The organism is Rugamonas sp. DEMB1 (assembly GCF_029834475.1).
In the GTDB taxonomy this organism is placed as follows: Bacteria; Pseudomonadota; Gammaproteobacteria; order Burkholderiales; family Burkholderiaceae_D; genus Rugamonas; species Rugamonas rubra.
Map to the genome: position 1 here is coordinate 6001335 of NZ_CP122407.1, position 24538 is coordinate 6025872.

General features: G+C 62.8%; 17 protein-coding genes and 4 tRNA genes. 3 read left to right on the plus strand and 18 right to left on the minus strand.

Annotated elements, in window-relative coordinates:
• Nucleotides 1-8 precede the first annotated feature (8 nt).
• Together QC826_RS31410 and QC826_RS27655 are read right to left on the minus strand one after the other, a co-directional pair.
• Entirely contained in the window at nt 9-1451 is a 1443-nt protein-coding gene (locus QC826_RS31410; protein ID WP_313872817.1) for a hypothetical protein, read from the minus strand.
• A 265-nt stretch (nt 1452-1716) separates the two neighbouring features.
• Complete coding sequence (locus QC826_RS27655) at nt 1717-3837, minus strand: aminotransferase class V-fold PLP-dependent enzyme (protein ID WP_279763297.1); 2121 nt, start codon at nt 3835-3837, stop codon at nt 1717-1719.
• Between the two features lie 127 nt (nt 3838-3964).
• Between QC826_RS27655 and QC826_RS27660 the strand changes: the two genes are divergently transcribed.
• On the plus strand, nt 3965-4450 hold the full coding sequence (locus tag QC826_RS27660) for an Lrp/AsnC family transcriptional regulator (RefSeq protein ID WP_279763298.1): 486 nt from the start codon (nt 3965-3967) through the stop codon (nt 4448-4450).
• A 209-nt stretch (nt 4451-4659) separates the two neighbouring features.
• Here the strand turns inward: QC826_RS27660 and QC826_RS27665 are convergent, their stop codons facing one another.
• Nucleotides 4660-5337: a PEP-CTERM sorting domain-containing protein gene (locus QC826_RS27665; RefSeq protein ID WP_279763299.1), complete on the minus strand. Its 678-nt coding sequence runs from the start codon at nt 5335-5337 to the stop codon at nt 4660-4662.
• Nucleotides 5334-5585 carry a hypothetical protein gene (locus QC826_RS27670; RefSeq protein ID WP_279763300.1) on the minus strand — a complete coding sequence of 84 codons (252 nt, stop codon included), beginning with the start codon at nt 5583-5585 and terminating at the stop codon, nt 5334-5336. Before QC826_RS27670 ends, QC826_RS27665 begins: the two co-directional genes overlap by 4 nt.
• 25 nt (nt 5586-5610) lie before the next feature.
• Here QC826_RS27670 and QC826_RS27675 point away from each other — a divergent pair, with 25 nt between their 5' ends.
• Together QC826_RS27675 and QC826_RS27680 are read left to right on the plus strand one after the other, a co-directional pair.
• Complete coding sequence (locus tag QC826_RS27675) at nt 5611-7464, plus strand: DUF885 family protein (RefSeq protein ID WP_279763301.1); 1854 nt, start codon at nt 5611-5613, stop codon at nt 7462-7464.
• Nucleotides 7465-7721: 257 nt separating this feature from the next.
• Nucleotides 7722-9116: a sensor histidine kinase gene (locus QC826_RS27680; protein WP_279763303.1), complete on the plus strand. Its 1395-nt coding sequence runs from the start codon at nt 7722-7724 to the stop codon at nt 9114-9116.
• 27 nt (nt 9117-9143) lie between these two features.
• Here QC826_RS27680 and QC826_RS27685 read toward each other — a convergent pair whose 3' ends face one another.
• The 14 genes from QC826_RS27685 to QC826_RS27750 all read right to left on the minus strand — a co-directional run bounded on the left by QC826_RS27685 (nt 9144) and on the right by QC826_RS27750 (nt 24515).
• On the minus strand, nt 9144-9779 hold the full coding sequence (locus QC826_RS27685; RefSeq protein ID WP_279763304.1) for an ArsR family transcriptional regulator: 636 nt from the start codon (nt 9777-9779) through the stop codon (nt 9144-9146).
• Between the two features lie 656 nt (nt 9780-10435).
• Nucleotides 10436-14683 (minus strand): DNA-directed RNA polymerase subunit beta', encoded by a 4248-nt coding sequence (gene rpoC / locus QC826_RS27690; RefSeq protein WP_279763306.1) that lies wholly within the window; start codon nt 14681-14683, stop codon nt 10436-10438.
• A 109-nt stretch (nt 14684-14792) separates the two neighbouring features.
• Nucleotides 14793-18899, minus strand: coding sequence for a DNA-directed RNA polymerase subunit beta (gene rpoB, locus QC826_RS27695; RefSeq protein ID WP_099416535.1), 4107 nt, complete (start codon nt 18897-18899; stop codon nt 14793-14795).
• Nucleotides 18900-19153: 254 nt separating this feature from the next.
• Complete coding sequence (gene rplL, locus QC826_RS27700) at nt 19154-19525, minus strand: 50S ribosomal protein L7/L12 (protein WP_093390852.1); 372 nt, start codon at nt 19523-19525, stop codon at nt 19154-19156.
• Nucleotides 19526-19615: 90 nt separating this feature from the next.
• The gene (gene rplJ, locus QC826_RS27705; RefSeq protein WP_093390851.1) at nt 19616-20155 is read right to left on the minus strand and encodes a 50S ribosomal protein L10; all 540 of its coding nucleotides are present in this window, start codon (nt 20153-20155) and stop codon (nt 19616-19618) included.
• 320 nt (nt 20156-20475) lie between these two features.
• Nucleotides 20476-21171, minus strand: a complete 696-nt coding sequence (rplA, locus tag QC826_RS27710; RefSeq protein WP_093390825.1) for a 50S ribosomal protein L1 — start codon at nt 21169-21171, stop codon at nt 20476-20478.
• A gap of 2 nt (nt 21172-21173) precedes the next feature.
• Nucleotides 21174-21605, minus strand: coding sequence for a 50S ribosomal protein L11 (gene rplK / locus QC826_RS27715; protein ID WP_093390824.1), 432 nt, complete (start codon nt 21603-21605; stop codon nt 21174-21176).
• 116 nt (nt 21606-21721) lie between these two features.
• Nucleotides 21722-22345, minus strand: a complete 624-nt coding sequence (nusG, locus tag QC826_RS27720) for a transcription termination/antitermination protein NusG (protein WP_093390823.1) — start codon at nt 22343-22345, stop codon at nt 21722-21724.
• The gene (gene secE / locus QC826_RS27725) at nt 22345-22728 is read right to left on the minus strand and encodes a preprotein translocase subunit SecE (protein WP_093390822.1); all 384 of its coding nucleotides are present in this window, start codon (nt 22726-22728) and stop codon (nt 22345-22347) included. Before secE ends, nusG begins: the two co-directional genes overlap by 1 nt.
• A 37-nt stretch (nt 22729-22765) precedes the next feature.
• Nucleotides 22766-22841: transfer RNA gene (locus QC826_RS27730), tRNA-Trp, on the minus strand.
• A 73-nt stretch (nt 22842-22914) separates the two neighbouring features.
• Entirely contained in the window at nt 22915-24105 is a 1191-nt protein-coding gene (gene tuf / locus QC826_RS27735) for an elongation factor Tu (protein ID WP_279763253.1), read from the minus strand.
• Between the two features lie 89 nt (nt 24106-24194).
• Nucleotides 24195-24269, minus strand: a tRNA-Thr gene (locus QC826_RS27740).
• Between the two features lie 39 nt (nt 24270-24308).
• Nucleotides 24309-24382 (minus strand) — tRNA-Gly (locus QC826_RS27745).
• Between the two features lie 49 nt (nt 24383-24431).
• Nucleotides 24432-24515, minus strand: a tRNA-Tyr gene (locus tag QC826_RS27750).
• Nucleotides 24516-24538 lie beyond the last annotated feature (23 nt).

Here is a 24538-nt window from a genome sequence, read left to right on the forward strand (position 1 = left end):
CGGCCGGGTCAGCAGGGTGGCGCCCCAGTTGACCAGCGCCAGCGCCAGCTGGGCGCTGGCCGGCAGCGCCAGCAGCGCCAGCGCGGCCAGCGCCGGGCCGCGGGCGCCGTCGGCGGCGGCGCGCGCCAGCAGCGGCGCCGCCACGGCCAGCGCCAGCAGGCCGGCCGCGCCCAGGTAGCTGGCCAGCGGCGCGGCGCGGGCGCGCGCCTGCAGCGCCGGCCACGGCGCCAGGCGCACGCACAGCTGGCGCGCCAGCAGGCGCTGGCCGGCGCCGACCAGGTAGTGGCCGACGTGGCGGTGGCGCGCGTCGACGCCGCCGGCCTGCAGCCGCGCCAGCTGCAGCGCCACGGCGGCCACCTCGGCCTCGCTGTGCCGGCAGCGCCGCGCCAGCCGCTCGACGACGTGGCGGTACTGGTCGCGGGTGGCGAAGTCCATCCGTGGATACACCTCGGCCGGGCCTGGCGCAGCTCGCGCTCGACCACGCTCATCGACTCGACGAACTCCTGCCAGTCCATGCTGCCGAGCACGCGCAGGCTGCCGATGCTGTTGCTGATCGAGACCTGCTCGGCGGCCTGCTGCTGGATCTCGCTCTGGATCTGCTGCTCGATGGTCAGGCCGGCCTCGGCCAGGCGGTGGCCCAGCCAGGACAGCGCCAGCGTCAGCGCCTGGCTCTGCCCCTGCAGGCGGCGCGCCAGCTCGGCGACGAAGGCGCTGGTGACGGGCGGCTCGGAGCGCGCCATGTCGGCCACCAGCAGGATCAGGCCGCTGGCGTTGTGCTCGGCCACCTCGCCCATCCGCTCGGCCCAGTCGGCCGCCAGGTCGCGCTCGCGGCGGTTGTCGGCGACCCGCGCGGCGACCCGGCGCAGGTTCTCGATCAGCGCCAGGCGCAGCATGATGGGGATGGCCCACAGCTCGCCCAGCTCGAGGGCGGCGCCCTCCTGGTAGGCGTCGACGAAGCGGCGCAGGCTCTCCGGGTCGACCCGGCCGTCGCCGTGCGAGATGATCTCCAGCGCCAGCTTGTAGGCGCGCGGGCAGCCCTCGACGCCGGCGCCGGCCAGCCGTGGCAGCTGCCGGCTGTAGCCCTTGGGCAGGTGGCGGCGCGCGGTGCGGATCTGCTCCTCGATCAGGTAGTAGTTGTCGAGCAGCCACTCGGAGGCCGGCGTCACCTGGCGCCCGGCCGTCACGGCGGCGGTCAGCTCGACGCAGGTGGCGCCGATCAGCTCGGCGTTCTCGGCCAGCCGCGCCAGCAGGCGGTCGCGGCGGCCGGCGAAGCTGGGCCGGCTCAGCGAGTGCTGGCCGGCCAGGGTCTTGCCGTGGGCCGCCATCTGCGCCGCGCTGAACAGCTCGGCGCGCAGCGGCAGCTCGTCGTCGTCGTCGGGGCGGACGGCGCCGGAGCGCGCCTCGCGGAAGCCTGGGGTGCACCAGGCGTGCAATGCGGTGAGTAGTTTCAAAGTGACCTCGCTGTCGGCCCCCGGACGGGGACGGCGCCGCCCGCGCGCCGGCCGGCAGGAAGGCCGGCGGGCGCGCGAACCACGCGATGGAAAGTATGTTCCAAGGCATGGTAGCGGGGCGCACGGCTGGCCACCGTGCGCAGACGTACACAGCGCGCGGCAAGCGCGGCGCCACGGGGGGGCGGCGGCGGCGGCGCCAACGGGCGCGGAACCAGGGTCAGACCCTAGGGTCTGACCCTCTATGGGCGCCGCCGAACCGCCGGCCCTAGGCGGCCCAGGCCAGCGGCGCCAGCGCCAGGCCGCCGCTCAGGTTCCAGGCCTGGGCGTAGCCGAGCCGGCGCAGGCACTGCGCCGCCTTGACGCTGCGGTTGCCGCTGCGGCAGAAGAACACCAGCGGCACCGGCGCGCCGCGCAGCCACTCGTCGAGCTGGGCGGCGAGCCGGCTCAGCGGCACGCTCAGCGCGGCGCGGCCGTTCGGGCCGGTCGGCGCGGCGGCGGCGTACTCGTAGGGTTCGCGCACGTCGACCAGCAGCGCCTCGGGATGGCGGCGCAGGAACTGGGCCAGCGCCGCCGCGTCGATCTGCAACGCGGTGGTGTCGGCCGGCGCGGCCAGCGGCGCGGCGCGCAGCGCGCGCGGGCTGCTGCAGAACTGGTTGTGCGCGTCGCGCGACGGGCACAGCAGCGTGTCGGCGGCCAGCAGCGCCGCCAGGCCGGGCTGGGCGGCGTGGCCGCAGAAGGCGAAGCGCACGGCGTCGGCCGGCAGCGCGGTGGCGGTCGCGCCGCCGCCGAGCAGGTAGCTGCGGCTGCCGTCGGCGTGGCGCGCGCAGGCCAGCGTGCGCGCGCCCAGCGCCAGGCCCTCGGCGGCGCCGCCGTCGGCCAGCGTCAGCGCGGCGGCGCCGGCCGGCCAGCCGAAGGCGTCGACGGCGCCGTCGTCCATATTGTCGGCCAGCGCGGCGGCCAGCGCGGCGCGGCCGTCCGGCTTGGCCGGGTTGGCCATCCCGGCGGCGCTGGCCAGCACGGCGCGCACGCGGTACTGCTGGCAGCGGACGAACTGCTCGATGCGCTCGCCGTGCTCGGCCAGCGCGTCGATCACCACGCAGCTGCGGCTGGCCGCGTCCAACACCAGCCAGCTGCACTCGCCCTCCACGCCCAGTTGCACCACGCCGTCGTGCGGCAGCGGCGCCTGCGCCGACGGCAGCAGGCAGCTGGCGCGCAGCGCCTCGCCGCAGCGGACGATGCGGGCGCAGGCCTCGGCCACGCTGGCGTCGTCGATCAGCGCGCCGAACGACAGGCGGATCGCGCCGCTGCTGCGCCAGGCCGCCAGGCCCATGGCGTCCAGCACGTAGCTGGGCGCGGCCTTCTTGGCCGAGCAGGCGCTGCCGGCGCTGACGCGCAGGCCGGCGGCGTCGAACACGTCCATCAGCTCGCCGCTGGCCAGGCCCGGCACGGAGAAGTTCAGGGTGGTCGGCAGCGCCTTGGCGAAGGGGTTGTTGAACACCACGCCGGGCAGCGCCGCGCGCAGGCTGTCGGCCAGGCGGGCGCGCACGCCGGCCAGCTCGGCGTGGCTGCGGAAGGTGGCGCCGCCCTCGAGCGCCTCGAGCACCGCGCCCAGCGCGGCGATGCCGGCCATGTTCTCGGTGCCCGAGCGCATGCCGCCCTCCTGGCCTCCGCCCATCATCAGCGCGGTGAACGGCGCGCCGGCGCGCACGTACAGCATGCCGATGCCCTTCGGCGCGTACAGCTTGTGGCCGGAGAACGGCGCGTAGTCGATGCGGCTGGCGGCCAGCTCCAGCGTCAGCTTGCCCAGCGCCTGCACGCAGTCGACCAGCCAGTAGGCGGCGCTGGCGCTGTCGCGCAGCACCGCCTCGATGCCGGCCAGGTCGGAGATCACGCCGGTCTCGTTGTTGGCGGCCATGGTGCAGACCAGCGCGGCGCGCCCGGCCAGCGCGCGCAGCGCGGCCAGGTCGTGGCGGCCGTCCTGGTCGACCGCCAGCGCGTGCAGCTCCAGGTCGAGGCCGAGCAGGCGGTTCCAGTGCGCCAACGCCTCCGGCACCGCCTTGTGCTCGGTGGCGCCGTACACCAGCAGCGCGCCGATCGCCTCGCCGGCGGCGCGCCGCGCGCGCAGCGCGCACAGGGCCGACAGCACGGCGGTCTGGATGCCCTCGGTGGCGCCGCTGGTGAACAGCAGCTTGCCGTCGCCCACGCCGAGCAGGCGCGCGCCGCGCTGGCGCACGCCCTCCAGCAGCGCCTTGGCCTTCAGGCCGGCGGCGTGCGAGCTGCTCGGGTTGCCGAAGCGTTCGCCCATGGCGTCGACGGCGGCGGCGATGGCGGCGGGCAGCACGGCGGAGGTGGCGTTGCCGTCGAGGTAGATTTCGGTCTTGATCATGGTGGGGCGCGCGTAAAGTGGTCGAATAATGGACAGCTTACTCATTCCCGCCGGTAAATATGTTCTAAAATATCTGTTGATTGCTCATCACGTAGCATGAATATGCTAAATTTTGTTGAAAAATAGAATGAATCCACTCGACCGCTACGACTACGCCATCCTCGCCGCGCTGCAGGCCGACGGCACCCTGTCGATCGCCCACCTCAGCGAGAAGGTCGGGCTGTCCAGCACGCCCTGCTGGAAGCGCCTGCGCCGCCTCGAGGAGGACGGCTACATCGAGGGCCGGGTGGCGATCGTCAACCGGCGCAAGGTCGGCCTGCCGGTGACGGTGTTCGTCAGCGTGCGCACCAGCCAGCACGACGACAAGTGGCTGGCCCGCTTCGCCGCCGCCGTCACCGCCCTGCCCGAGGTGCAGGAGTTCCACCGCATGAGCGGCGACGTCGACTACCTGCTCAAGGTGGTCACCACCGACATCGAGGGCTACGACCGCTTCTACAAGAAGCTGATCAAGGTGTCGCAGCTGACCGGCGTCAGCTCTGCCTTCTCGATGGAGCAGATCAAGGTCACCACGGCGCTGCCGCTGGAGCTGGTGTCGCACGGCTTGCCGGGCTGAGCGGCGCCGGGCGGGTGATCGGCATCGTCACCCAGTCCGACCTGGTGGCGGCGCTGTGCGAGCAGCGCTTCGCCGAGGCCGCCGCCTGAGGCGGGCGCGGCCGGACAAAACAGGGGGCCGGTCCCCCCGGTCCCGGCCCCCTGCCTTCATGCTGTCTTGTTGCCTGAGTTGACCGCCGGCCTGGCAGCCGGCGGTCCCGGCCGCCGCGCTCAGCGTTCCGTGCGCGCCGCCGCCAACTGGCGCCGCCGCGCGGTCCAACCCAGCAGGCCCAGCCCGGCCGCCAGCATCGCGTAGCTGGACGGCTCCGGCACCGCCGCCACCTCGGCCACGCCTATCGTCGCGCCGTAATAGTATTCGCTGTTCGGCGTGGTGAAGCGGATGTCGGTGAAGGTGCCGGTGAACTTGATCACGCCGTTGCCCTCGTAGCCGACGATGCTGCTGCCGCTGGACGGCGTCAACAAGCCGCCGCCCCAGTTGCCCCCGCCTTGGCTCAGCAGCGTGAAGCTCAGGCCGTCCTGGAAGTTGAAGCTGACCGGCACGCCGTTCTGGCCGACACTGAACATCGCCATGTAGGGGTTGACCACCGGCGTGTCGAAATGGAAACCGTTGATGGTCGAGTTGCCGCCCTGCATCAGGATGGTGCCGTTGCTGCCCGGGGTGTTGGGCACCTCCGCGCTGGTAAACGAGCTGGGCACGTTGTAGAAGACCGGGTTGGTGTCCATGCCGATGGTGTCGCCGGTATACGTGACGTTGATCGACACCGCGTTCTGCATTGTCGTGCCGCTGCTGCTGTCGCTCCACAGCGTCCAATTGACCGTCGGCACGGCCATCGCCGACATGGGAACCACCAGTGCCGCCACCAAGCTTGCTGCTGCTAATTTCTTCATGCTACCCCCGAGATATTTTTGTTTGGATCGCCGCCGCCCTGCCGGGCGACCGCGCCGTATATGCCCGCAAGAACATCATCTATCGTTGCGGCAAGTTTCAGAGTAGGACAATTTTTCGCTAAAACAATGGAAATTGATTGCAAAGTGATATTTAGCATTTCCACAAGGAAATTGTGTGGCGGCGTTACAAATTTACCCCCGACAGTCGCGCCGCATCGCGTATCCTTGTCGCCGCCTTGTTTCGACACCGTGACACCTACTCAGGAATCCGCAATGACGCCTCGCACCACCCGCAGCCCCCTCGTATCCGTCCGCCTCGGCCCGCTGGCCGCCGCCTGCCTGAGCCTGGCCGCGCTGTGCGCCGGCCCCGCCGCCGCCGCGCCGCCAGCGCCCGCCGCCGCCGCGAGCGCGAGCGCGAGCGGCCATACGGCCAACCCGGCCAGCCGCCAACTGCTGGCCCTGGCCGACGCCTACTACCAGGCGCTGGCCCGCTTCGAACCGATCGGCGCCACCGAAAACGGCGACAACCGCTTCGACGACCAACTCGGCCTGTCCATCGCGCCGGCCCAGCGCGCCCGCCAGTCCGCCCTGTACCGCCAGTTCGCCAAGCGCCTGCACGGCATCGCCCGCGCCAAGCTCGACGAGCGCGCCCGCATCAACTACGACATCCTCGACTTCGAACTGCGCGGCCTGCTGGCGATGGAGAAGTTCCCCGAGCACCTGCTGCCGATCAACCAGATGGACAGCGTGCCGATGATGCTGGCCAACTACGCCGGCGGCGAAGGCTCGCAGCCGCTCACCACGGTCAAGGAATACGAGGCCTATCTGAACCGCCTCGGCCAGTTGCCCGCATGGATAGACCAGGCCATCGCCAACATGCGCCTGGGCATGCGCCAGGGCGTCACCGTGCCGAAGGCGATCATGCAGTCGGCCCTGCCGCAGTTCCAGAAGCTGCTCAGCGCCACGCCCGAGGGCAACATCTTCTACACCCCGGTCAACAAGTTCCCCGCCGCCTTCTCCGCCGCCGAGCAGCAGCGCCTTGGCGCCGCCTACCGCGCCGTGGTGGCCGAGCGGCTGATGCCGGCGCTGGCCCGCCTGGCCGGCTTCCTCGAGCAAGACTACCTGCCGGCCTGCCGCGCCAGCACCGGCCTGGGCGACCTGCCCAACGGCCAGGCCTGGTACCGCGCCCGCGTCGCCAACGCCACCACCACCACGCTGACGCCGGAACAGATCCACGCCACCGGACTGCAGGAAGTGGCGCGCATCCAGCAACAGTTCGCCCTGCTCGGCCCGCAACTGGGCTACACCGGCCCGGCCGCCGGCCTGCCGGTCTGGGTCGCGCAGCAGGCCAAGTTCTTCCCCTTCAAGACCGAACAGGAAGTGCAGGCCGTCTACCACCAGCTCGACCAGATCCTCGACACCAAGCTGCCCCAGCTGTTCACCCTGCTGCCCAAGGCCAAGCTGGACCTGCGCCTGGAACCCGAGCTGAGCCGCGCCACCGCCTCCGACCACTACACCGCGCCGGCCGGCGACGGCTCGCGCCCCGGCGTGTTCTGGTCGGTGGTCAACGATCCCGCCAAGTACGGCAACACCGGCATGACCACCCTGTTCCTGCACGAGGGCAAGCCCGGCCACCACTTCCACATCGCCCTGATGCAGGAGCTGAACCTGCCCGACTTCCGCAAATACGGCGGCAACAACGCCTACACCGAGGGCTGGGCGCTGTACGCCGAAACGCTGGGCAAGGAGATGGGCCTGTTCAACGATCCGGAGCAATACTTCGGCCACCTGAACGACGAGCTGCTGCGCGCCACCCGCCTGGTGGTCGACACCGGCATGCACGCCAAGGGCTGGACGCGCGAGCAAAGCATCGCCTACATGCACGACACGCTGGGCTACGACGCCGTGGCCAAGAGCGAGACCGAGCGCTACATGGCCTGGCCCGGCCAGGCGCTGGGCTACAAAATCGGTTCCCTGAAGATCGTCCAACTGCGCCAACGCGCCCAGCAGGCGCTGGGCGACAAGTTCAGCCTGCCGAAGTTCCACGAGGTGGTGTTGAGCGACGGCACGCTTCCCCTGAGTCTGCTGGAAGCCAAGGTCGACCGCTGGATCGCCGCGCAACGCTAAGCATTCCCGCGCATCGCATCGCAACATCGCCGGCGCGGCGGCCCGTTCCGGCCGCCGCGCCGGCGCCGGACCGGGTGGCCGTGGCGCTCGCCCGGCGGCCCGCCCGGCGGGGCCGACAAGCGAACTGAACAATTTTTGATATTGCGCAAACACTTGCGTTTTATTCAAGCGCACAACATCGACATGCACAATGCCAGTTGCTAGTATCGGCGGACCGTCCCTCGTTCCTTGTCGACTCCGCCGATAGAAAGTGCGCCATGCCTTCGATCTTGCCCGCGCTGGTGTCCCTCTTCTTCCTCGCCTACGGCATCTATCTGCTGCGCCGCCACGGCGGCAGCCGGATCGGCCAAACCGCCTTCCTGATCTGCGCCGCCACGTTTTGCTGGCAAATCAGCTGGGCCGTGCTGTTCCAGCTCAAGGACGCGCAACACGCGCTAATATTGGCCAAGTTCGGCTATCTGCTGATACTCTTCCTACCCACCACGCTGTACCACTTCATCGTCGAACTGACCGGCCGGCAAGCCGAGCGGCGCTGGGTCGAGCTGTCCTACGGCTTGGCCGGCGTCCTCGCCGTCGCCCTGCTGAGCAGCAACGCCATCGTCGCCGGCCTGCACTCCTATTTCTTCGGCTACTATCCGCGCGCCGGCTGGCTGCATCCGCTGCACCTGCTGCAAACCGCGCTGGTGATCGGGCGCGGCCTGCATCTGCTGTACCGCCGCCAGCGCGCCGCCGTCTCCACCGAGCGCACCCGGCTGCGCTACTGCCTGGCCAGCATGCTGGTCTACCTGCTGGCGGCGGTCGACTACCTGGGCAACTACGGCGTGCAATTCTATCCACCCGGCGTGCTGTTCATCGCCACCAGCCTCGGCCTGGTCGCCCTGGCCACCGTGCGCCACGACCTGCTGACCGATCCGCTCGAACTGGCCGCCACCATCGCCCACGAAATGCGCACGCCGCTGGCCACCATCCGCAGCCAGTCCCGGGTGTTGAGCAACAGCCTGCCGGAGTTGCTCGCCGGATATCAGAGCGCCGTCGACCACGGCCTGCTCGCGCCCACCCTGCGCGCCGACAAGCTGGCCTACCTGGCCGAGCTGGCCCAATTGATCGACGCCGAGGTGTCGCGCTCCAACTTCGTGGTCGACCTGGTGCTGGCCTCGGCCCGCGCCGGCATGCTGAACCGGCAGGACTTCGCCTTGCACTCGGTTAAGAAATGCGTCGACGAGGCGCTCGCCCGCTATCCATTCGAAAGCGCCATGCGCGACAAGGTGCGGGTGCGCATCGACAACGACTTCACCTTCTACGGCTCGGACGTGCTGCTGGTCTATGTGTTGTACAACTTGTTTAAGAACGCCCTGCACGCGATCAAGTCGGCCGGACGGGGCGAGGTGGAGATCGAATTCTTCACCTGCGGAAAAGGAAAACAATTGGTGGTGCGCGATACCGGCCCGGGTATTCCCGAGGATGTATTGCCGCACGTTTTCGATCCGTTTTATACCACCCGCCAGGGCGGCGGTGGTACCGGCATGGGATTGGCGTTTTGCCAGCGCGTATTAACCGCCTTCGGCGGCCAGATACTCTGCGAATCCAAGGCCGGGCGTTACACGATGTTTTCGCTGCAATTCCCCAACGATTGCACGGCACCGAATAGATAATACCGGGCCGATCAGCATATATTAATTTCAAACGAACTTGATGTTGTTCAAGTCGGATTCAAATGTCGCTTCCGATTCCATTACCCGATTCAAATCCTCCTCGTCGCCCAGCACATATATCTTTTCCTCGCGCAGCATTTGCAGAATAAACGGCTGCTGCTCGCGCAGCCGCCGTTTAAAGTCGGGAAGCGAATACAGGTTGGGATTGATCTTGCGCCGCAATATACGTTCGGCCACCGGCAGCCTGGATAACAACTCGCCATAGCTGGTGTTCTCGCCGATCAGCAATAACTCGACGTTGGTATCCATGCCCTCCTGCTCCTTGGCCGTCGCGCCATACACGAAGGCCACATTCAACACCTTGGACAGCGGCGCCAGCGCGGAGTTGAGCACGCTGACCAGGCCGAAGGTCTTCTTCACCAGGCTGCTCAATTCCCCGTAGATCATGCAGTCCCGGTTCGGCCGGAAGCGCCGCACATTGCCGATCCGCTCGGACACGATCAAACCGGAGTCGTGCAAACGCTTCAGCTCGCGCTGGGCCGACGCGCTGCCCAGTCCGGTCAAACGCATGATCTCGTTCAGGTGGAAACCCTGGTTGACGCGGACAAAAAGCAAACCCAGCAGCTTTTGCTGGGCGGGAGTGAAGAGGGCTTGGGCTATCATGAGCTAAATCTTAGCATGAATGAACTAACAACTGGCTCGACAATAATGTGCTTTCTACATTGCGCCCGGGCATACGGCCCGTGCTCACACCGCTTTGCAACAAGTACGCTCAAAACCCCTGCGCCACCGCCGTCGATGCCGCCACCACCCCGGCCGCAACGGGAAATCTGCGGGCCGCCGCCCGATCCGCACCACATGCTAAAAAGTGGCATATCTAGCCTCGAGCCGCTCCATAGCAATACGCGTCACCGTCGTCGCCGCCGCGCTTGGTTCTACGCTCGCGGTTGCTGATGGCCGCCCCCCCCCCCCTTCGCCATGCCGCCGCGCCCAAGCGGCATGGAAGGTTTGGAGCACGTTTGGGTGCCGACACCGTGCACTCGCCTGCCATCGGCACAACGTTGATGTGGAGCGCGCAAGCTATTTGCTAACGGACCGCGTTGAATGCAAGGAAAGGGCATACCGGAGGGGATATATTCGGCACGCTTAGAAATGGCGCCTGCAATTTAAATAGCGATAAAAATGGACGCCGTATATTCCCGGATAGATTTAAGGCGGCCAGTTTATCCAGCACCCTATATACGAATAGAATTTCAAAAAATGCGGACGAAAAAAAACGGCACCCGAAGGTGCCGTTTCTATTTAACTACTCAGCGTTATTACGCTTCGTCGTTGTGCTGTGCCGCCGCCGCGGCCTGGGAAGCAACTTCTACCGCTTCCAGTTCGCTGGCCATGTTGGCCTTTTCGGCGTTCAACAGGTTTTGGCGCTCTTCCACTTCCCACGCTTCTTTCTCTTTGCGTGCGCGGTGGAATGCCAGACCCGTGCCGCCTGGAATCAGACGGCCGACGATGACGTTCTCTTTCAGGCCGCGCAAACCATCGCGCTTGCCCATGATCGCCGCTTCGGTCAGCACGCGGGTGGTTTCCTGGAACGATGCGGCCGAGATGAACGAATCGGTCGACAGCGATGCCTTGGTAATACCCAGCAGAACGTTTTCGTAGGTCGCCGGGATCTTGTTCTCGGCATCCATACGGTCGTTCTCGTCCAGCAGTTCCGAACGCTCGACCTGCTCGCCAACGATGTAGTTGGTGTCGCCGGCGTTGACGATCTGAACCCGACGCAGCATCTGACGCACGATCACTTCGATGTGCTTGTCATTGATCTTCACGCCCTGCAGACGGTACACGTCCTGCACTTCGTCGACGATGTAACGGGCCAGCGCTTCGATACCCAGCAGACGCAGAATGTCTTGTGGATCGGCAGGACCGTCGACGATCATCTCGCCCTTGTTGACGACTTGACCATCGTGGACCAGCACTTGCTTGTCCTTGGTGATCAGGAACTCGTGCTTGTTGCCGTCCATGTCGGTGATTTCCAGACGCTGCTTACCCTTGGTTTCCTTACCGAATGCAACGGTACCGGTCACTTCGGCCAGCATACCGGCATCCTTCGGCGAACGGGCTTCGAACAGCTCGGCAACGCGCGGCAGACCACCGGTAATATCGCGGGTCTTCTGCGATTCGGTCGGGATACGTGCCAGCACTTCGCCGACCGTTACCGCCTGGCCGTCTTTGACCATGATCAGCGCGCCGACCTGGAAGCCGATCGCCACCGAGTGTTCGGTGCCGGCGATCTTCACTTCTTCGTTGGCGTCGTTCAACAGTTTGACCTGTGGACGCAGCGTTTTGGTCAAGGAACCGCGACGTTTCGCATCGATCACGACCAAAGTCGACAGACCGGTCACTTCATCGACCTGGCGGGCCACGGTCACGCCTTCTTCGACGTTCTCGAAGCGGACCAGACCGGCGTACTCGGTGATGATCGGACGGGTCAGCGGATCCCAGGTTGCCAGGGCCGTACCGGCCTTGATGACCAGGCCATCCTTGACGATCAGGGTGGCGCCGTAAGGCACCTTGTGACGCTCGCGCTCACGGCCGTGGTCGTCGGTGATCAGCACTTCGCCCGAACGGGAAATGACGATTTGCGCGCCCTTGCCGTTGGTGACGTAACGCATGGTCGAGGTGAAGCGGATGGTGCCGTTCGACTTGGCTTCCACCGACGATGCCACCGCCGCACGCGACGCCGCACCACCAATGTGGAAGGTACGCATGGTCAGCTGGGTACCCGGCTCACCAATCGACTGCGCCGCCACCACACCGACGGCTTCGCCGGAGTTGACCAGCACGCCACGGCCCAGATCGCGGCCGTAGCACTTGGCGCACAGGCCGAAGCGCGTGTCGCAGGTCAGCGGAGTACGCACCTTGACTTCGTCGATCGACAGACGTTCGATCTCTTCGACCATGTCTTCGTCGAGCAGGGTGCCGGCTTCGTACAGCGTTTCCTGGGTTTCAGGATTGACGACGTCGTTGACGGTAACACGGCCCAGCACGCGGTCGCGCAGCGCCTCGATGACTTCACCGCCTTCGACCATCGCCTTCATCAGCGCGCCGTTGGTGGTGCCGCAATCGTCGGCGATGACGACCAGATCCTGGGTCACGTCGACCAGACGACGCGTCAGGTAACCCGAGTTCGCCGTTTTCAGTGCCGTATCGGCCAGACCTTTACGAGCGCCGTGGGTCGAAATGAAGTACTGCAACACGTTCAGGCCTTCGCGGAAGTTCGCGGTAATCGGCGTTTCGATAATCGAACCATCCGGTTTCGCCATCAGACCACGCATACCTGCCAGCTGGCGAATCTGCGCCGCGGAACCGCGGGCGCCCGAGTCGGCCATCATGTAAATCGCGTTGAAGGACTCTTGGGTGGACTTGGTGCCGTCACGTTTGATGACGTCTTCCACTTTCAGCTGGTCCATCATGGCCTTGCCGACTTCATCCGAGGTCTTGCCCCAGATGTCGACCACTTTGTTGTAACGCTCGCCGGCGGTCACCAGACCCGAGGCGTACTGCTGCTCGATCTGTTTGACTTCGGACTCAGCGGCCGAAATCAGGGTGACTTTTTGTGGCGGTACCAGCATGTCGTCGACGCAGATCGAGATACCGGCGCGGGTTGCCAGGCGGAAGCCCGACTGCATCAGTTGATCGGCGAACACGACGGTGGCACGCAGACCGCACTTGCGGAAGGACGTGTTGATCAGCTTGGAGATCTCTTTCTTTTTCAGCGCGCGGTTCAGCACGGAGAAAGGCAGACCCTTAGGCAGGATTTCCGACAGGATGGCGCGGCCGATGGTGGTCTCGTAGCGCGTCACGGTGCGGACGAATTCGCCCGTTTCCAGATCCTTCGGATGCTCGACGATACGCACGGTGATGCGTGTGGTCAGTTCCACTTCCTTGTTGTCGTAGGCACGGATGACTTCCGACACGTCCTGGAACAGCATACCTTCGTTCTTGGCGTTGATCGCCTCGCGGGTCGCGTAGTACAGACCCAGCACGATATCCTGCGAAGGAACGATCGACGGTTCGCCGTTCGACGGGAACAGGATGTTGTTCGACGCCAGCATCAGCGTGCGCGCTTCCATCTGTGCTTCGATCGACAGGGGAACGTGGACCGCCATCTGATCGCCGTCGAAGTCGGCGTTGAATGCGGCGCAGACCAGCGGGTGCAGTTGAATGGCCTTGCCTTCGATCAGGACCGGCTCGAAAGCCTGGATACCCAGTCGGTGCAGCGTAGGCGCACGGTTCAACATGATCGGGTGTTCGCGGATCACGTCTTCCAGGATGTCCCACACCACCGGTTCCTGGATCTCGACCAGTTTCTTGGCAGCCTTGATGGTCGTGGCCAGGCCCATCAGTTCGAGTTTGTTGAAGATGAAAGGCTTGAACAGTTCCAAGGCCATCAGCTTCGGCAGACCGCACTGGTGCAGTTTCAATTGCGGGCCCACGACGATGACCGAACGACCGGAGTAATCGACGCGTTTGCCCAACAAGTTTTGACGGAAACGGCCGCCCTTGCCTTTGATCATCTCGGCCAGCGATTTCAGCGGACGCTTGTTGGCGCCGGTCATCGCTTTGCCGCGACGGCCGTTGTCCAGCAGCGAATCGACCGCTTCTTGCAGCATGCGCTTTTCGTTGCGCGTGATGATCTCTGGAGCGCGCAGCTCCATCAGGCGTTTCAGACGGTTGTTGCGGTTGATGACGCGGCGGTACAGATCGTTCAGATCGGAGGTCGCGAAGCGGCCACCGTCCAGCGGCACCAGCGGGCGCAGTTCCGGCGGCAGCACCGGCAGCACTTCCATGATCATCCAGTCCGGCTTGATGCCCGAACGTTGGAACGCCTCCAGCACCTTCAGGCGCTTGGCGTACTTCTTGATCTTCGCTTCGGACTTCGATTCCTTCAGTTCCACGCGCAGGGTTTCGGCATCGCGGTGGATGTCGATCGAGCGCAGCAGTTCACGGATACCCTCGGCGCCCATGAAGGCGGTGAAGTCGTCGCCGTACTCTTCGTACTTGGCGGCGTAGTCGTCTTCCGACATGATCTGGCATTTTTTCAGCGGGGTCATGCCTGGATCGGTCACCACGTATGCTTCGAAGTACAGCACGCGTTCGATGTCCCGCAGGGTCATGTCCAGCACCATACCCAGACGCGACGGCAGCGACTTGAGGAACCAGATGTGGGCGGTCGGCGAGGCCAGCTCGATGTGGCCCATGCGCTCGCGGCGCACCTTGGCCAGCGTGACTTCGACGCCGCACTTCTCGCAGATCACGCCGCGGTGTTTCAGGCGCTTGTACTTGCCGCACAGGCATTCGTAATCCTTGATCGGGCCAAAGATCTTGGCGCAGAACAGGCCGTCGCGCTCAGGCTTGAAGGTGCGGTAGTTGATGGTTTCCGGCTTTTTAACTTCGCCGTAGGACCACGAACGGATTTTTTCAGGCGACGCCAGACCGATCTTGATCGCGTCGAACGTTTCGTTTTGCTGTACTTGCTTGAATAGATCGAGCAGTGCTTTCATGTATCACTCCAGAGGTGATTAAATTTCTAATTCCTGAGACTACATTGCCCGGCGTGGTTTCCCAGCCGGGCTTTGTCGTGCTCAAACCAAATGACAGGTTTGCTGTCTTTTAGTTGCGTTCGAGGTCGATATCGATACCCAGCGAACGGATTTCCTTGACCAGAACGTTGAACGATTCAGGCATGCCGGCGTCGATCACGTGGTCGCCTTTGACCAGGTTCTCGTACACCTTGGTACGGCCGTTCACGTCATCCGACTTGACGGTCAACATCTCTTGCAGCACGTACGATGCGCCGTACGCTTCCAGTGCCCACACCTCCATCTCACCGAAGCGCTGGCCGCCGAACTGGGCTTTACCGCCCAGTGGCTGCTGCGTCACGAGCGAGTAAGGACCGGTGGAACGGGCGTGCATCTTGTCATCAACCAAGTGGTGCAGCTTCAGCATGTGCATCACGCCGACGGTGACCTTGCGCTCGAACGCTTCGCCGGTGCGGCCGTCGTACATGGTGACCTGGTTCTTCGATGGCGTCATGCCCAGCTTGGCGGCGATGTCGTCAGGGTAGGCCAGATCCAACATGCGGCGGATTTCCGACTCGTGCGCGCCGTCGAACACCGGGGTGGCGAACGGAACACCTTTTTTCAGGTTGTTCGCCAGCTTCATGATCTCTTCGTCGTCGAACTGGTCCAGATCTTCCGGCTTGCCGTTTTCGTTGTAGACCACGGTCAGGAACTTGCGCATTTCCTCGGCCTTGGTGTGCAGCGCCAGCATTTCGCCGATGCGGATACCCAGACCCTTGGCGGCCCAGCCCAAGTGGGTCTCGAGAATCTGACCAACGTTCATCCGCGAAGGAACGCCCAGCGGGTTCAGCACCACGTCGGCTGGCGTGCCGTCGGCCATGTATGGCATGTCTTCCACAGGAACAATACGGGAAACCACACCCTTGTTACCGTGGCGACCCGCCATCTTGTCGCCCGACTGCAGGCGGCGTTTGACGGCCAGGTAAACCTTGACCATCTTCTGCACGCCTGGTTGCAGCTCGTCGCCCTGGGTCAGTTTCTTGCGCTTCTCTTCGAAGGCCAGATCGAACTGGTGACGTTTTTCGTTGATCGATTCCTTGATCGCTTCCAGCGCTACCGCGGCGTCGTCTTCCGATGGACGGATGTCGAACCAGTGGTATTTGTCCAGATCGGCCAGGTATTCCTTGGTGATCTTGGCGCCCTTGGCCAGCTTTTTCGGGCCGCCGTTGACGACTTTACCGATCAGCATTTTTTCCAGACGCTGGAAGGCATCGCCCTCCACAATACGCATCTGGTCGTTCAGGTCCAGGCGGAAACGCTTCAGCTCATCGTCGATGATCTGTTGCGCGCGCTTGTCGCGAACGATGCCTTCACGGGTGAACACCTGGACGTCGATGACGGTGCCGATCATGCCGGAAGGCACGCGCAGCGAGGTGTCTTTCACGTCCGAGGCTTTTTCACCGAAGATGGCGCGCAGCAGCTTCTCTTCCGGCGTCAGCTGGGTTTCGCCTTTAGGCGTGACCTTGCCGACCAGGGTGTCGCCGGCTTGCACTTCGGCGCCGATGTAGACAATACCGGACTCGTCCAGACGGGCCAGTTGGTTCTCGGCCAGGTTGGAGATGTCGCGGGTGATTTCTTCCGCGCCCAGCTTGGTGTCGCGCGCCACGACCGACAACTCTTCGATGTGGATCGAGGTGTAGCGGTCGTCCTTGACGACGTTTTCCGAGATCAGGATCGAATCCTCGAAGTTCAGACCATTCCATGGCATGAAGGCCACGGTCATGTTCTGGCCCAGAGCCAATTCACCCAGGTCGGTCGATGCGCCGTCGGCGATCACGTCGCGCTTGGCGACACGGTCGCCAACCTTGACGATAGGACGTTGGTTGATGTTGGTGTTCTGGTTCGAGCGGGTGTACTTGATCAGGTTGTAGATGTCGACACCGACTTCGCCGGCGGTCGCTTCGTCATCGTTGACGCGAATCACCACACGGCCCGCATCGATGTAGTCGACGATACCGCCGCGCAGAGCCTGCACGGTAGTACCCGAGTCGACTGCCACGGTGCGTTCGATACCGGTGCCGACCAGTGCCTTCTCTGGGCGCAGGCAAGGTACGGCCTGGCGCTGCATGTTGGCACCCATCAATGCGCGGTTCGCATCATCGTGTTCCAGGAACGGAATCAGCGACGCTGCGACGGAAACGATCTGGCCCGGCGCCACGTCCATGTACTGGATGCGCTCTGGGGACACCAGGATGGTTTCGCCGGCTTCACGGGCCGACACCAGCTCATCGCTGAGCATGCCGTTCTTGTCGATGGTCGCGTTCGCCTGGGCGATGATGTAGCGGCCTTCTTCGATGGCGGACAGGTAGTCGATCTGGTCGGTGATCTTGGAGCCTTCGACCTTGCGGTACGGGGTTTCCAGGAAGCCGTATTCGTTCAGGCGGGCGTACAGCGCGAGCGAGTTGATCAGACCGATGTTCGGGCCCTCTGGCGTTTCGATCGGGCAGACGCGGCCGTAGTGGGTCGGGTGCACGTCGCGCACCTCGAAACCGGCGCGTTCGCGCGTCAGACCGCCGGGTCCCAGGGCGGAAACGCGGCGTTTGTGCGTGATTTCCGACAGCGGGTTGGTCTGGTCCATAAACTGCGACAGCTGGGACGAACCGAAGAACTCGCGGATGGCGGCCGAGATCGGCTTGGAGTTGATCAGGTCGTGCGGCATCAGGTTGTCCGCTTCGGCCTGGCCGAGGCGTTCCTTGACGGCGCGCTCGACGCGCACCAGGCCGGCGCGGAACTGGTTTTCGGCCAGTTCGCCGACGCAACGGACGCGACGGTTACCCAGGTGATCGATGTCATCGACTTCGCCGCGGCCGTTGCGCAGCTCGACGAGGATCTTGATCACGGCCAACACGTCTTCGTTCGACAGCGTCATGGCGCCGGTCAGTTCGTCGCGGCCGATGCGGCGGTTGAACTTCATGCGGCCGACGGCCGACAGGTCGTAACGGTCGGCGCTGTAGAACAGGCCGTTGAACAGGGCTTCGACGGAGTCTTCCGTTGGCGGCTCGCCTGGACGCATCATGCGGTAGATCGCGACACGGGCGGCCATTTGGTCGGCGGTGTCGTCGATGCGCAGGGTTTGCGAGATGTAGGCGCCCTGGTCCAGATCGTTGGTGTACAGGGTCTGGATTTCCGACACGTGGGCGTCGCGCAGACGGCCCAGCAGGTCTTCGGTCAACTCGTCGTTGGCCGAGGCCACCACTTCACCCGTTTCCGGGTCGACGATGTTTTTGGCCAGCACGCGGCCGAGCAGGTAGTCCTCAGGCACGGAGATGTGCTTGATGCCGGCCGCTTCGATTTCGCGCACGTGCTTGGCGTTGATGCGCTTGTCCTTCAGCACCAGGGTCTTGCCGGACTTGTCGACGATGTCGAAACGGGCCACTTCGCCACGCAGGCGCTCGGCGACGAATTCCATCTCGGCGCCTTCGGAGCGCAGATTGAAGTTGTCGAAGACGAAGAAGTTGGCCAGGATCTGCTCGTGCGACATGCCGATGGCTTTGAGCAGGATCGTTACCGGCATCTTGCGGCGGCGGTCGACGCGGAAGAACAGGATGTCCTTCGGATCGAACTCGAAGTCCAGCCACGAGCCACGGTAAGGGATGATGCGGGCCGAGAACAGCAGTTTGCCCGAGGAGTGGGTCTTGCCGCGGTCGTGCTCGAAGAACACACCCGGGGAGCGGTGCAGCTGCGAAACGATGACGCGCTCGGTACCGTTGATGACGAAGGAACCGGTGGTGGTCATCAGGGGCAGTTCGCCCATGTAGACTTCCTGTTCCTTCATCTCCTTGACGACCGGCTTGGTCGGCGATTCCTTGTCCAGGATCACCAGGCGCACCTTGGCGCGCAGCGGCGACGCGAACGTCAGGCCACGCAGTTGGCATTCCTTGACGTCGAAGGCGGGGTCGCCCAGGACGTACGACAGGAATTCGAGACGCGCAAAGCCATTGTGCGACACGATGGGGAATATCGAGGTGAAGGCCGACTGCAGGCCGTCGTTCTTGCGCGAGGACGGTTGCACGTCCTCTTGCAGGAAGCTATGGTAGGACTCGAGCTGGGTAGCCAGCAGGAACGGAACGTGGTGAACGTTGGCGCGCTTCGCGAATGACTTGCGAATGCGTTTCTTCTCAGTAAATGAGTAGTGCATGGACACTCCGTGAGTGACAGAAAGGATAGAAAATTCAGGTTTTGCTAGTGCGTTTCAGCAGCAATGTTCGGCTGCATGTCACACAGACGAAACCTCAAAGTTCTACCATTTCCAGCTGATTCGATAAAACTGCAGCGTGGACATACCGCTACAAATACGACAAAGACGACAAAGGAGCCAAAGCCGGATTTCCCCCTTTGACAGAGGAAACCCGCAGCTTTGGCTCGTGGCGCTAACTAGCCGCCGTACAACAATTACTTGATTTCGGCTTTCGCGCCGGCTTCTTCCAGTTTCTTCTTACCGGCTTCAGCGTCAGCTTTCGAAATCGCTTCTTTGACGGTCTTAGGAGCGCCATCGACCAGATCTTTGGCTTCTTTCAGGCCCAGACCGGTGATTTCGCGGACGGCTTTGATGACGCCGACTTTGTTCGCGCCGAAGTCAGCCAGAACCAGGTTGAATTCGGTTTGCTCTTCAGCGACAGCAGCAGCGGCGCCGCCGGCTGCAGGAGCCGACATTGCTGCGGCGGACACGCCGAATTTTTCTTCGAAGGCTTTGACCAGGTCGTTCAGGTCCATTACGGACATTTCGCTAACTGCTGCCAGGATGTCGTCTTTGCTAATTGCCATTTGAAACTCCAATAATTTTTTGATTCGTTAATACATCAGATTGGTACTTGAGAAAAACCGCCCCGGCGCGAACCGGGGCGCAGCGCGCTATTAGGCGGCTGCTGGGGCTTCTTCCGCGGCCACTTCGGCCACAGGAGCTTCGCCCTCGGATTTTTTCGCTGCCAGGGCAGCCAGACCACGTGCAAAGCCCGACACCGGAGCCAGCATCACGCCCAACAGCTGCGCAATGAGGACGTCACGGCTAGGAATGCTTGCCAACGCGACAACAGCAGCTTTATCCAGCTGCTTGCCTGCGTAGTTACCTGCGGTGATGACCAGTTTGTCGTTGGTTTTAGCGAAGTCGGCGATGACTTTAGCTGCTGCAACGGCGTCGTCCGAGATCGAGTAGATCAGCGGACCGGTCATGCTGTCGGCCAGGTTGGCAAACTGCGTGCCTTCCACGGCGCGACGAGCCAGCGTGTTTTTCAACACGCGCAGGTACACACCTTGGGTACGCGCTTTAGCACGAAGTTGCGTCAAGTGAGCAACCTGGATGCCACGATATTCGGCTACCACCACGGTTTGCGCAGTTGCTACTTTTGCGGAAACTTCGGCGACTACAGCCTTTTTGTCATTCAGATTGAGACCCACGGTCAACCTCCTTAAATGATGTTCGGTTTACATGACCCTATGGCCATGGACCTCGCATCGGTTCGAACACGGCGTCCGAAGTTAAGAAGTACAAAGAGCGGAATAAATTCCTGCAACATGGACTACAAAACTTGTTCGGGTACACCATCTGCGTTGGGTGCGCGCCGGTCGCCCGGTTTGCGTTTATCTTCCTGCACATGCGGTCGCAGTCGGCCCAACGGTCTTTGATTGTCCGGCCGCCCCCTGCAAAACAGGGGACGTCCGGCCCAAAGATTCGCCCCGCGTGTTACTGCAACACGCGGGGGCTTGATACTTGAAACTTAAGCGGCCAGGGTGGTCTGGTCGACACGGACGCCAGCGCCCATGGTCGACGACAGCGACACCTTGCGCAGGTAAACACCCTTGCTGGTGGTCGGCTTGGCTTTGTTCAGGGCGTCGATCAGGGCAACCAGGTTGCTCTTCAGATCGGCGTCGGCGAACGATTTGCGGCCGATGGTAGCGTGGATGATACCGGCTTTGTCGGTACGGTACTGAACCTGGCCGGCTTTCGCGTTTTTCACGGCGGTAGCGACGTCAGGGGTGACAGTGCCGACCTTCGGGTTAGGCATCAGGCCGCGTGGGCCCAGGATCTGACCCAGGGTACCGACGATACGCATGGTGTCTGGCGAAGCGATGACGATGTCGAAAGGCATGTTGCCGGCCTTGACCATTTCGGCCAGGTCTTCCATACCAACGATGTCGGCGCCGGCGGCTTTAGCCTGCTCGGCCTTTTCGCCGGTGGCGAAAACGGCGACACGAACGGTCTTGCCGGTGCCGGCTGGCAGCACGACGGAACCGCGAACGACCTGGTCCGATTTCTTCGGATCCACACCCAGTTGTACCGACACGTCGATCGATTCATTGAACTTGGCGGTGGCCAGTTCTTTGATCAGAGCGACGGCGTTGTCGAACGGGTATGCCTTGGTGCGGTCGACCTTGGCCTTGATTGCTTTGACGCGTTTGGACAGTTTAGCCATGATTACACACCCTCTACCGTGATGCCCATCGAACGTGCGGAACCAGCGATGGTGCGTACAGCAGCATCCAGGTCGGCAGCGGTCAGATCAGGGGTTTTCAATTTAGCGATTTCTTCAGCTTGCGCGCGGCTCAGCTTACCGACTTTGTCGGTATGTGGCTTCGGCGAACCTTTGACAACGCCCGACAGCTTCTTGATCAGGAAGGTCGCCGGAGGCGTCTTCATGACGAAGGTGAAGGATTTGTCGGCGAAAGCGGTGATCACGACAGGGATCGGCATGCCTGGTTCCATACCTTGGGTCTGGGCGTTGAACGCCTTGCAGAATTCCATGATGTTCAGACCGCGTTGACCCAGTGCTGGACCGATTGGTGGGGATGGGTTTGCTTTACCAGCTGGAACTTGCAGCTTGATAAAACCAATGATTTTCTTTGCCATGATTGGCTCCTATCTTTGGATTGAGTAGTAGCGCCCCACCCGGCGATGCCTTGCCTGGCGGGGCTCCTCTTGTCCGGGATTCGCTGAACTCTGCGCGTTCCGGGGACGCTTGCCGCTTATACTTTTTCGACCTGGCCGAATTCGAGCTCGACCGGGGTGGCGCGGCCGAAGATGGTGACCGAGACGCGCACTTTGGATTTCTCGTAGTTGACTTCTTCGACGTTGCCGTTGAAGTCGGTGAACGGACCATCCTTGATGCGGACTTGCTCGCCCACTTCGTACAGCACTTTCGGCCGTGGCTTCTCGATGCCTTCCTGCATCTGCTGCATGATCTTGTCGATCTCGCGGGCAGGAATCGGGGTCGGCTTGTTCGATTTGCCGCCGATGAAGCCGGTGACCTTGTTGGTGTTCTTGACCAAGTGCCAGGTCTCGTCCGTCATTTCCATCTCGACCAGGACGTAGCCCGGGAAGAAACGACGCTCGGTGACCGATTTCTGGCCGTTCTTGACTTCGACCACTTCTTCGATCGGCACCAGGATCTGGCCGAACTGGTCTTGCATGCCGGCGCGCTCGACGCGTTCCGTCAGGGCGCGCTGCACGCTTTTTTCCATGCCCGAATAGGCGTGGACGACATACCAACGCTTGTTGCTGACGGGCACGCTTACGGGAGTGCTAAGCTCAGCGCCAGCATCTTGTGCCGGAACGCTGCCCGGCACTTCATCTTGCACATTTTCGCTCATTATTTTCTTATACCCAGAATGACGTCGTACAACAGGAACTCGAGAATCTTATCCGTGCCCCAAAGGAACACAGCCATCACCAGCACGAAGGCGAAAACGATCGCCGTGATCTGCGTGGCTTCTTTGCGGGTGGGCCAAACGACCTTCTTGGTTTCGCGCACGGCTTCCTTGGCGAAATTCAGGAAATCGCGGCCATTGCTGGAGGTGTAGGCAATTGCGACGGAAATAAGCAAACCACCCACAAGCGCAGCTACCCGCACCAGGGATGGTTGACCTGCCAGGTAAAAGAACCCGACGACTCCCGCAATCGCCGCAACCACTGCCAGCACGACTTTGATCTTGTCGTTTGACGTGCTAACGGTTTGCACGGATTGATTAGACATTTCTATTTTTACTTTCGGTGCCCTGCACCAGAATCGGTGGCAGGGACGGAGGGCATCGAACCCCCAACCTTCGGTTTTGGAGACCGACGCTCTGCCAATTGAGCTACGTCCCTACGTAAAACTTTTTGAAAAAAGGTCTGCTATTCTACCACCCGGGACGCCCCGGGTGGAAGCCCAGATTCCTTCTTAGGCGATGATTTTTGCAACCACGCCGGCGCCGACGGTACGACCGCCTTCACGGATAGCGAAGCGCAGGCCTTCTTCCATGGCGATCGGGTTGATCAGCTTGACGGTGATCGACACGTTGTCGCCTGGCATAACCATTTCTTTGTCCGCTGGCAGTTCGATCGAACCGGTCACGTCGGTGGTACGGAAGTAGAACTGTGGACGATAGTTGTTGAAGAACGGGGTATGGCGACCGCCTTCGTCTTTCGACAGCACATAGATCTCGCCGGTGAAGTGGTTGTGCGGCTTGATCGAGCCTGGCTTGGCCAGAACTTGACCACGCTGGACGTCTTCACGCTTGGTGCCGCGCAGCAGCAGACCGACGTTGTCGCCAGCCATACCCTGGTCCAGCAGCTTGCGGAACATTTCCACGCCGGTGCAGATGGTTTTGACGGTGTCGGTGATGCCGACGATTTCGATTTCTTCGCCGACTTTGATGATACCGCGCTCGATACGGCCGGTAACAACGGTGCCGCGACCCGAGATCGAGAACACGTCTTCCACTGGCATCAGGAAGGCGCCGTCAACAGCGCGCTCTGGCGTAGGGATGTACGAATCGAGCGCTTCGGCCAGTTGCATGATGGCTTGCTCGCCCATTGGGCCGGTGTCGCCGTCCAGCGCCATACGGGCCGAACCTTTGACGATTGGCAGGTCGTCGCCTGGGAAATCGTACTTCGACAACAGCTCGCGCACTTCCATTTCGACCAGTTCCAGCAGTTCCGCGTCGTCGACCAGGTCGCACTTGTTCAGGAACACGATGATGTATGGAACGCCAACTTGGCGGGCCAGCAGGATGTGTTCGCGGGTCTGTGGCATTGGGCCGTCAGCTGCGGAGCAAACCAGGATCGCGCCGTCCATCTGCGCTGCGCCGGTGATCATGTTTTTGATGTAATCGGCGTGGCCTGGGCAGTCAACGTGAGCGTAGTGGCGCGCTGCGGTTTCGTACTCGACGTGGGCGGTGTTGATGGTGATGCCGCGTGCTTTTTCTTCCGGAGCTGCATCGATCTGGTCGTATGCTTTAGCTTCGCCGCCGAATTTTTTCGACAGTACGGTTGCGATCGCAGCGGTCAGGGTGGTCTTGCCGTGGTCAACGTGACCAATGGTGCCGACGTTGACGTGCGGCTTGGTCCGCTCGAATTTCTCTTTTGCCATTTTAGACTCCTAACGATTTGATGAGATTGCCAGGGCTCGCGCCCGACTGTCTTGATGCCGAGCGTGACGCTCCTGCGTACTACGAATTCTGGTGCCCTTTACGTGGATTGAACACGTGGCCTCTCCCTTACCAAGGGAGTGCTCTACCACTGAGCTAAAAGGGCTAATTTGTTGCGATGCACACCTAACGCAGTGCAGGACACTGGAGCGGGTGAAGGGAATCGAACCCTCGTCGTAAGCTTGGAAGGCTTCTGCTCTACCATTGAGCTACACCCGCGAGGTTTCGTTCATTCACTTCTTTACCACTCAGCATTCCTGCAACAACTTGGTGGAGGGGGCTGGATTCGAACCAGCGTACTCGAAAGAACAGATTTACAGTCTGTCGCCTTTAACCACTCGGCCACCCCTCCGCGAGGAACCGCAGAGTATGAAG

What these genes read in the sequence shown, in the direction of transcription:
- QC826_RS27655 (WP_279763297.1), bottom strand. Translation starts at nt 3,837, where the DNA reads ATGATCAAGACCGAAATCTACCTCGACGGCAACGCCACCTCCGCCGTG.
- QC826_RS27660 (WP_279763298.1), top strand. Translation starts at nt 3,965, where the DNA reads ATGAATCCACTCGACCGCTACGACTACGCCATCCTCGCCGCGCTGCAG.
- QC826_RS27665 (WP_279763299.1), bottom strand. Translation starts at nt 5,337, where the DNA reads ATGAAGAAATTAGCAGCAGCAAGCTTGGTGGCGGCACTGGTGGTTCCC.
- QC826_RS27675 (WP_279763301.1), top strand. Translation starts at nt 5,611, where the DNA reads ATGACGCCTCGCACCACCCGCAGCCCCCTCGTATCCGTCCGCCTCGGC.
- QC826_RS27680 (WP_279763303.1), top strand. Translation starts at nt 7,722, where the DNA reads ATGCCTTCGATCTTGCCCGCGCTGGTGTCCCTCTTCTTCCTCGCCTAC.
- QC826_RS27685 (WP_279763304.1), bottom strand. Translation starts at nt 9,779, where the DNA reads ATGATAGCCCAAGCCCTCTTCACTCCCGCCCAGCAAAAGCTGCTGGGT.
- rpoC (WP_279763306.1), bottom strand. Translation starts at nt 14,683, where the DNA reads ATGAAAGCACTGCTCGATCTATTCAAGCAAGTACAGCAAAACGAAACG.
- rpoB (WP_099416535.1), bottom strand. Translation starts at nt 18,899, where the DNA reads ATGCACTACTCATTTACTGAGAAGAAACGCATTCGCAAGTCATTCGCG.
- rplL (WP_093390852.1), bottom strand. Translation starts at nt 19,525, where the DNA reads ATGGCAATTAGCAAAGACGACATCCTGGCAGCAGTTAGCGAAATGTCC.
- rplA (WP_093390825.1), bottom strand. Translation starts at nt 21,171, where the DNA reads ATGGCTAAACTGTCCAAACGCGTCAAAGCAATCAAGGCCAAGGTCGAC.
- rplK (WP_093390824.1), bottom strand. Translation starts at nt 21,605, where the DNA reads ATGGCAAAGAAAATCATTGGTTTTATCAAGCTGCAAGTTCCAGCTGGT.
- nusG (WP_093390823.1), bottom strand. Translation starts at nt 22,345, where the DNA reads ATGAGCGAAAATGTGCAAGATGAAGTGCCGGGCAGCGTTCCGGCACAA.
- secE (WP_093390822.1), bottom strand. Translation starts at nt 22,728, where the DNA reads ATGTCTAATCAATCCGTGCAAACCGTTAGCACGTCAAACGACAAGATC.
- tuf (WP_279763253.1), bottom strand. Translation starts at nt 24,105, where the DNA reads ATGGCAAAAGAGAAATTCGAGCGGACCAAGCCGCACGTCAACGTCGGC.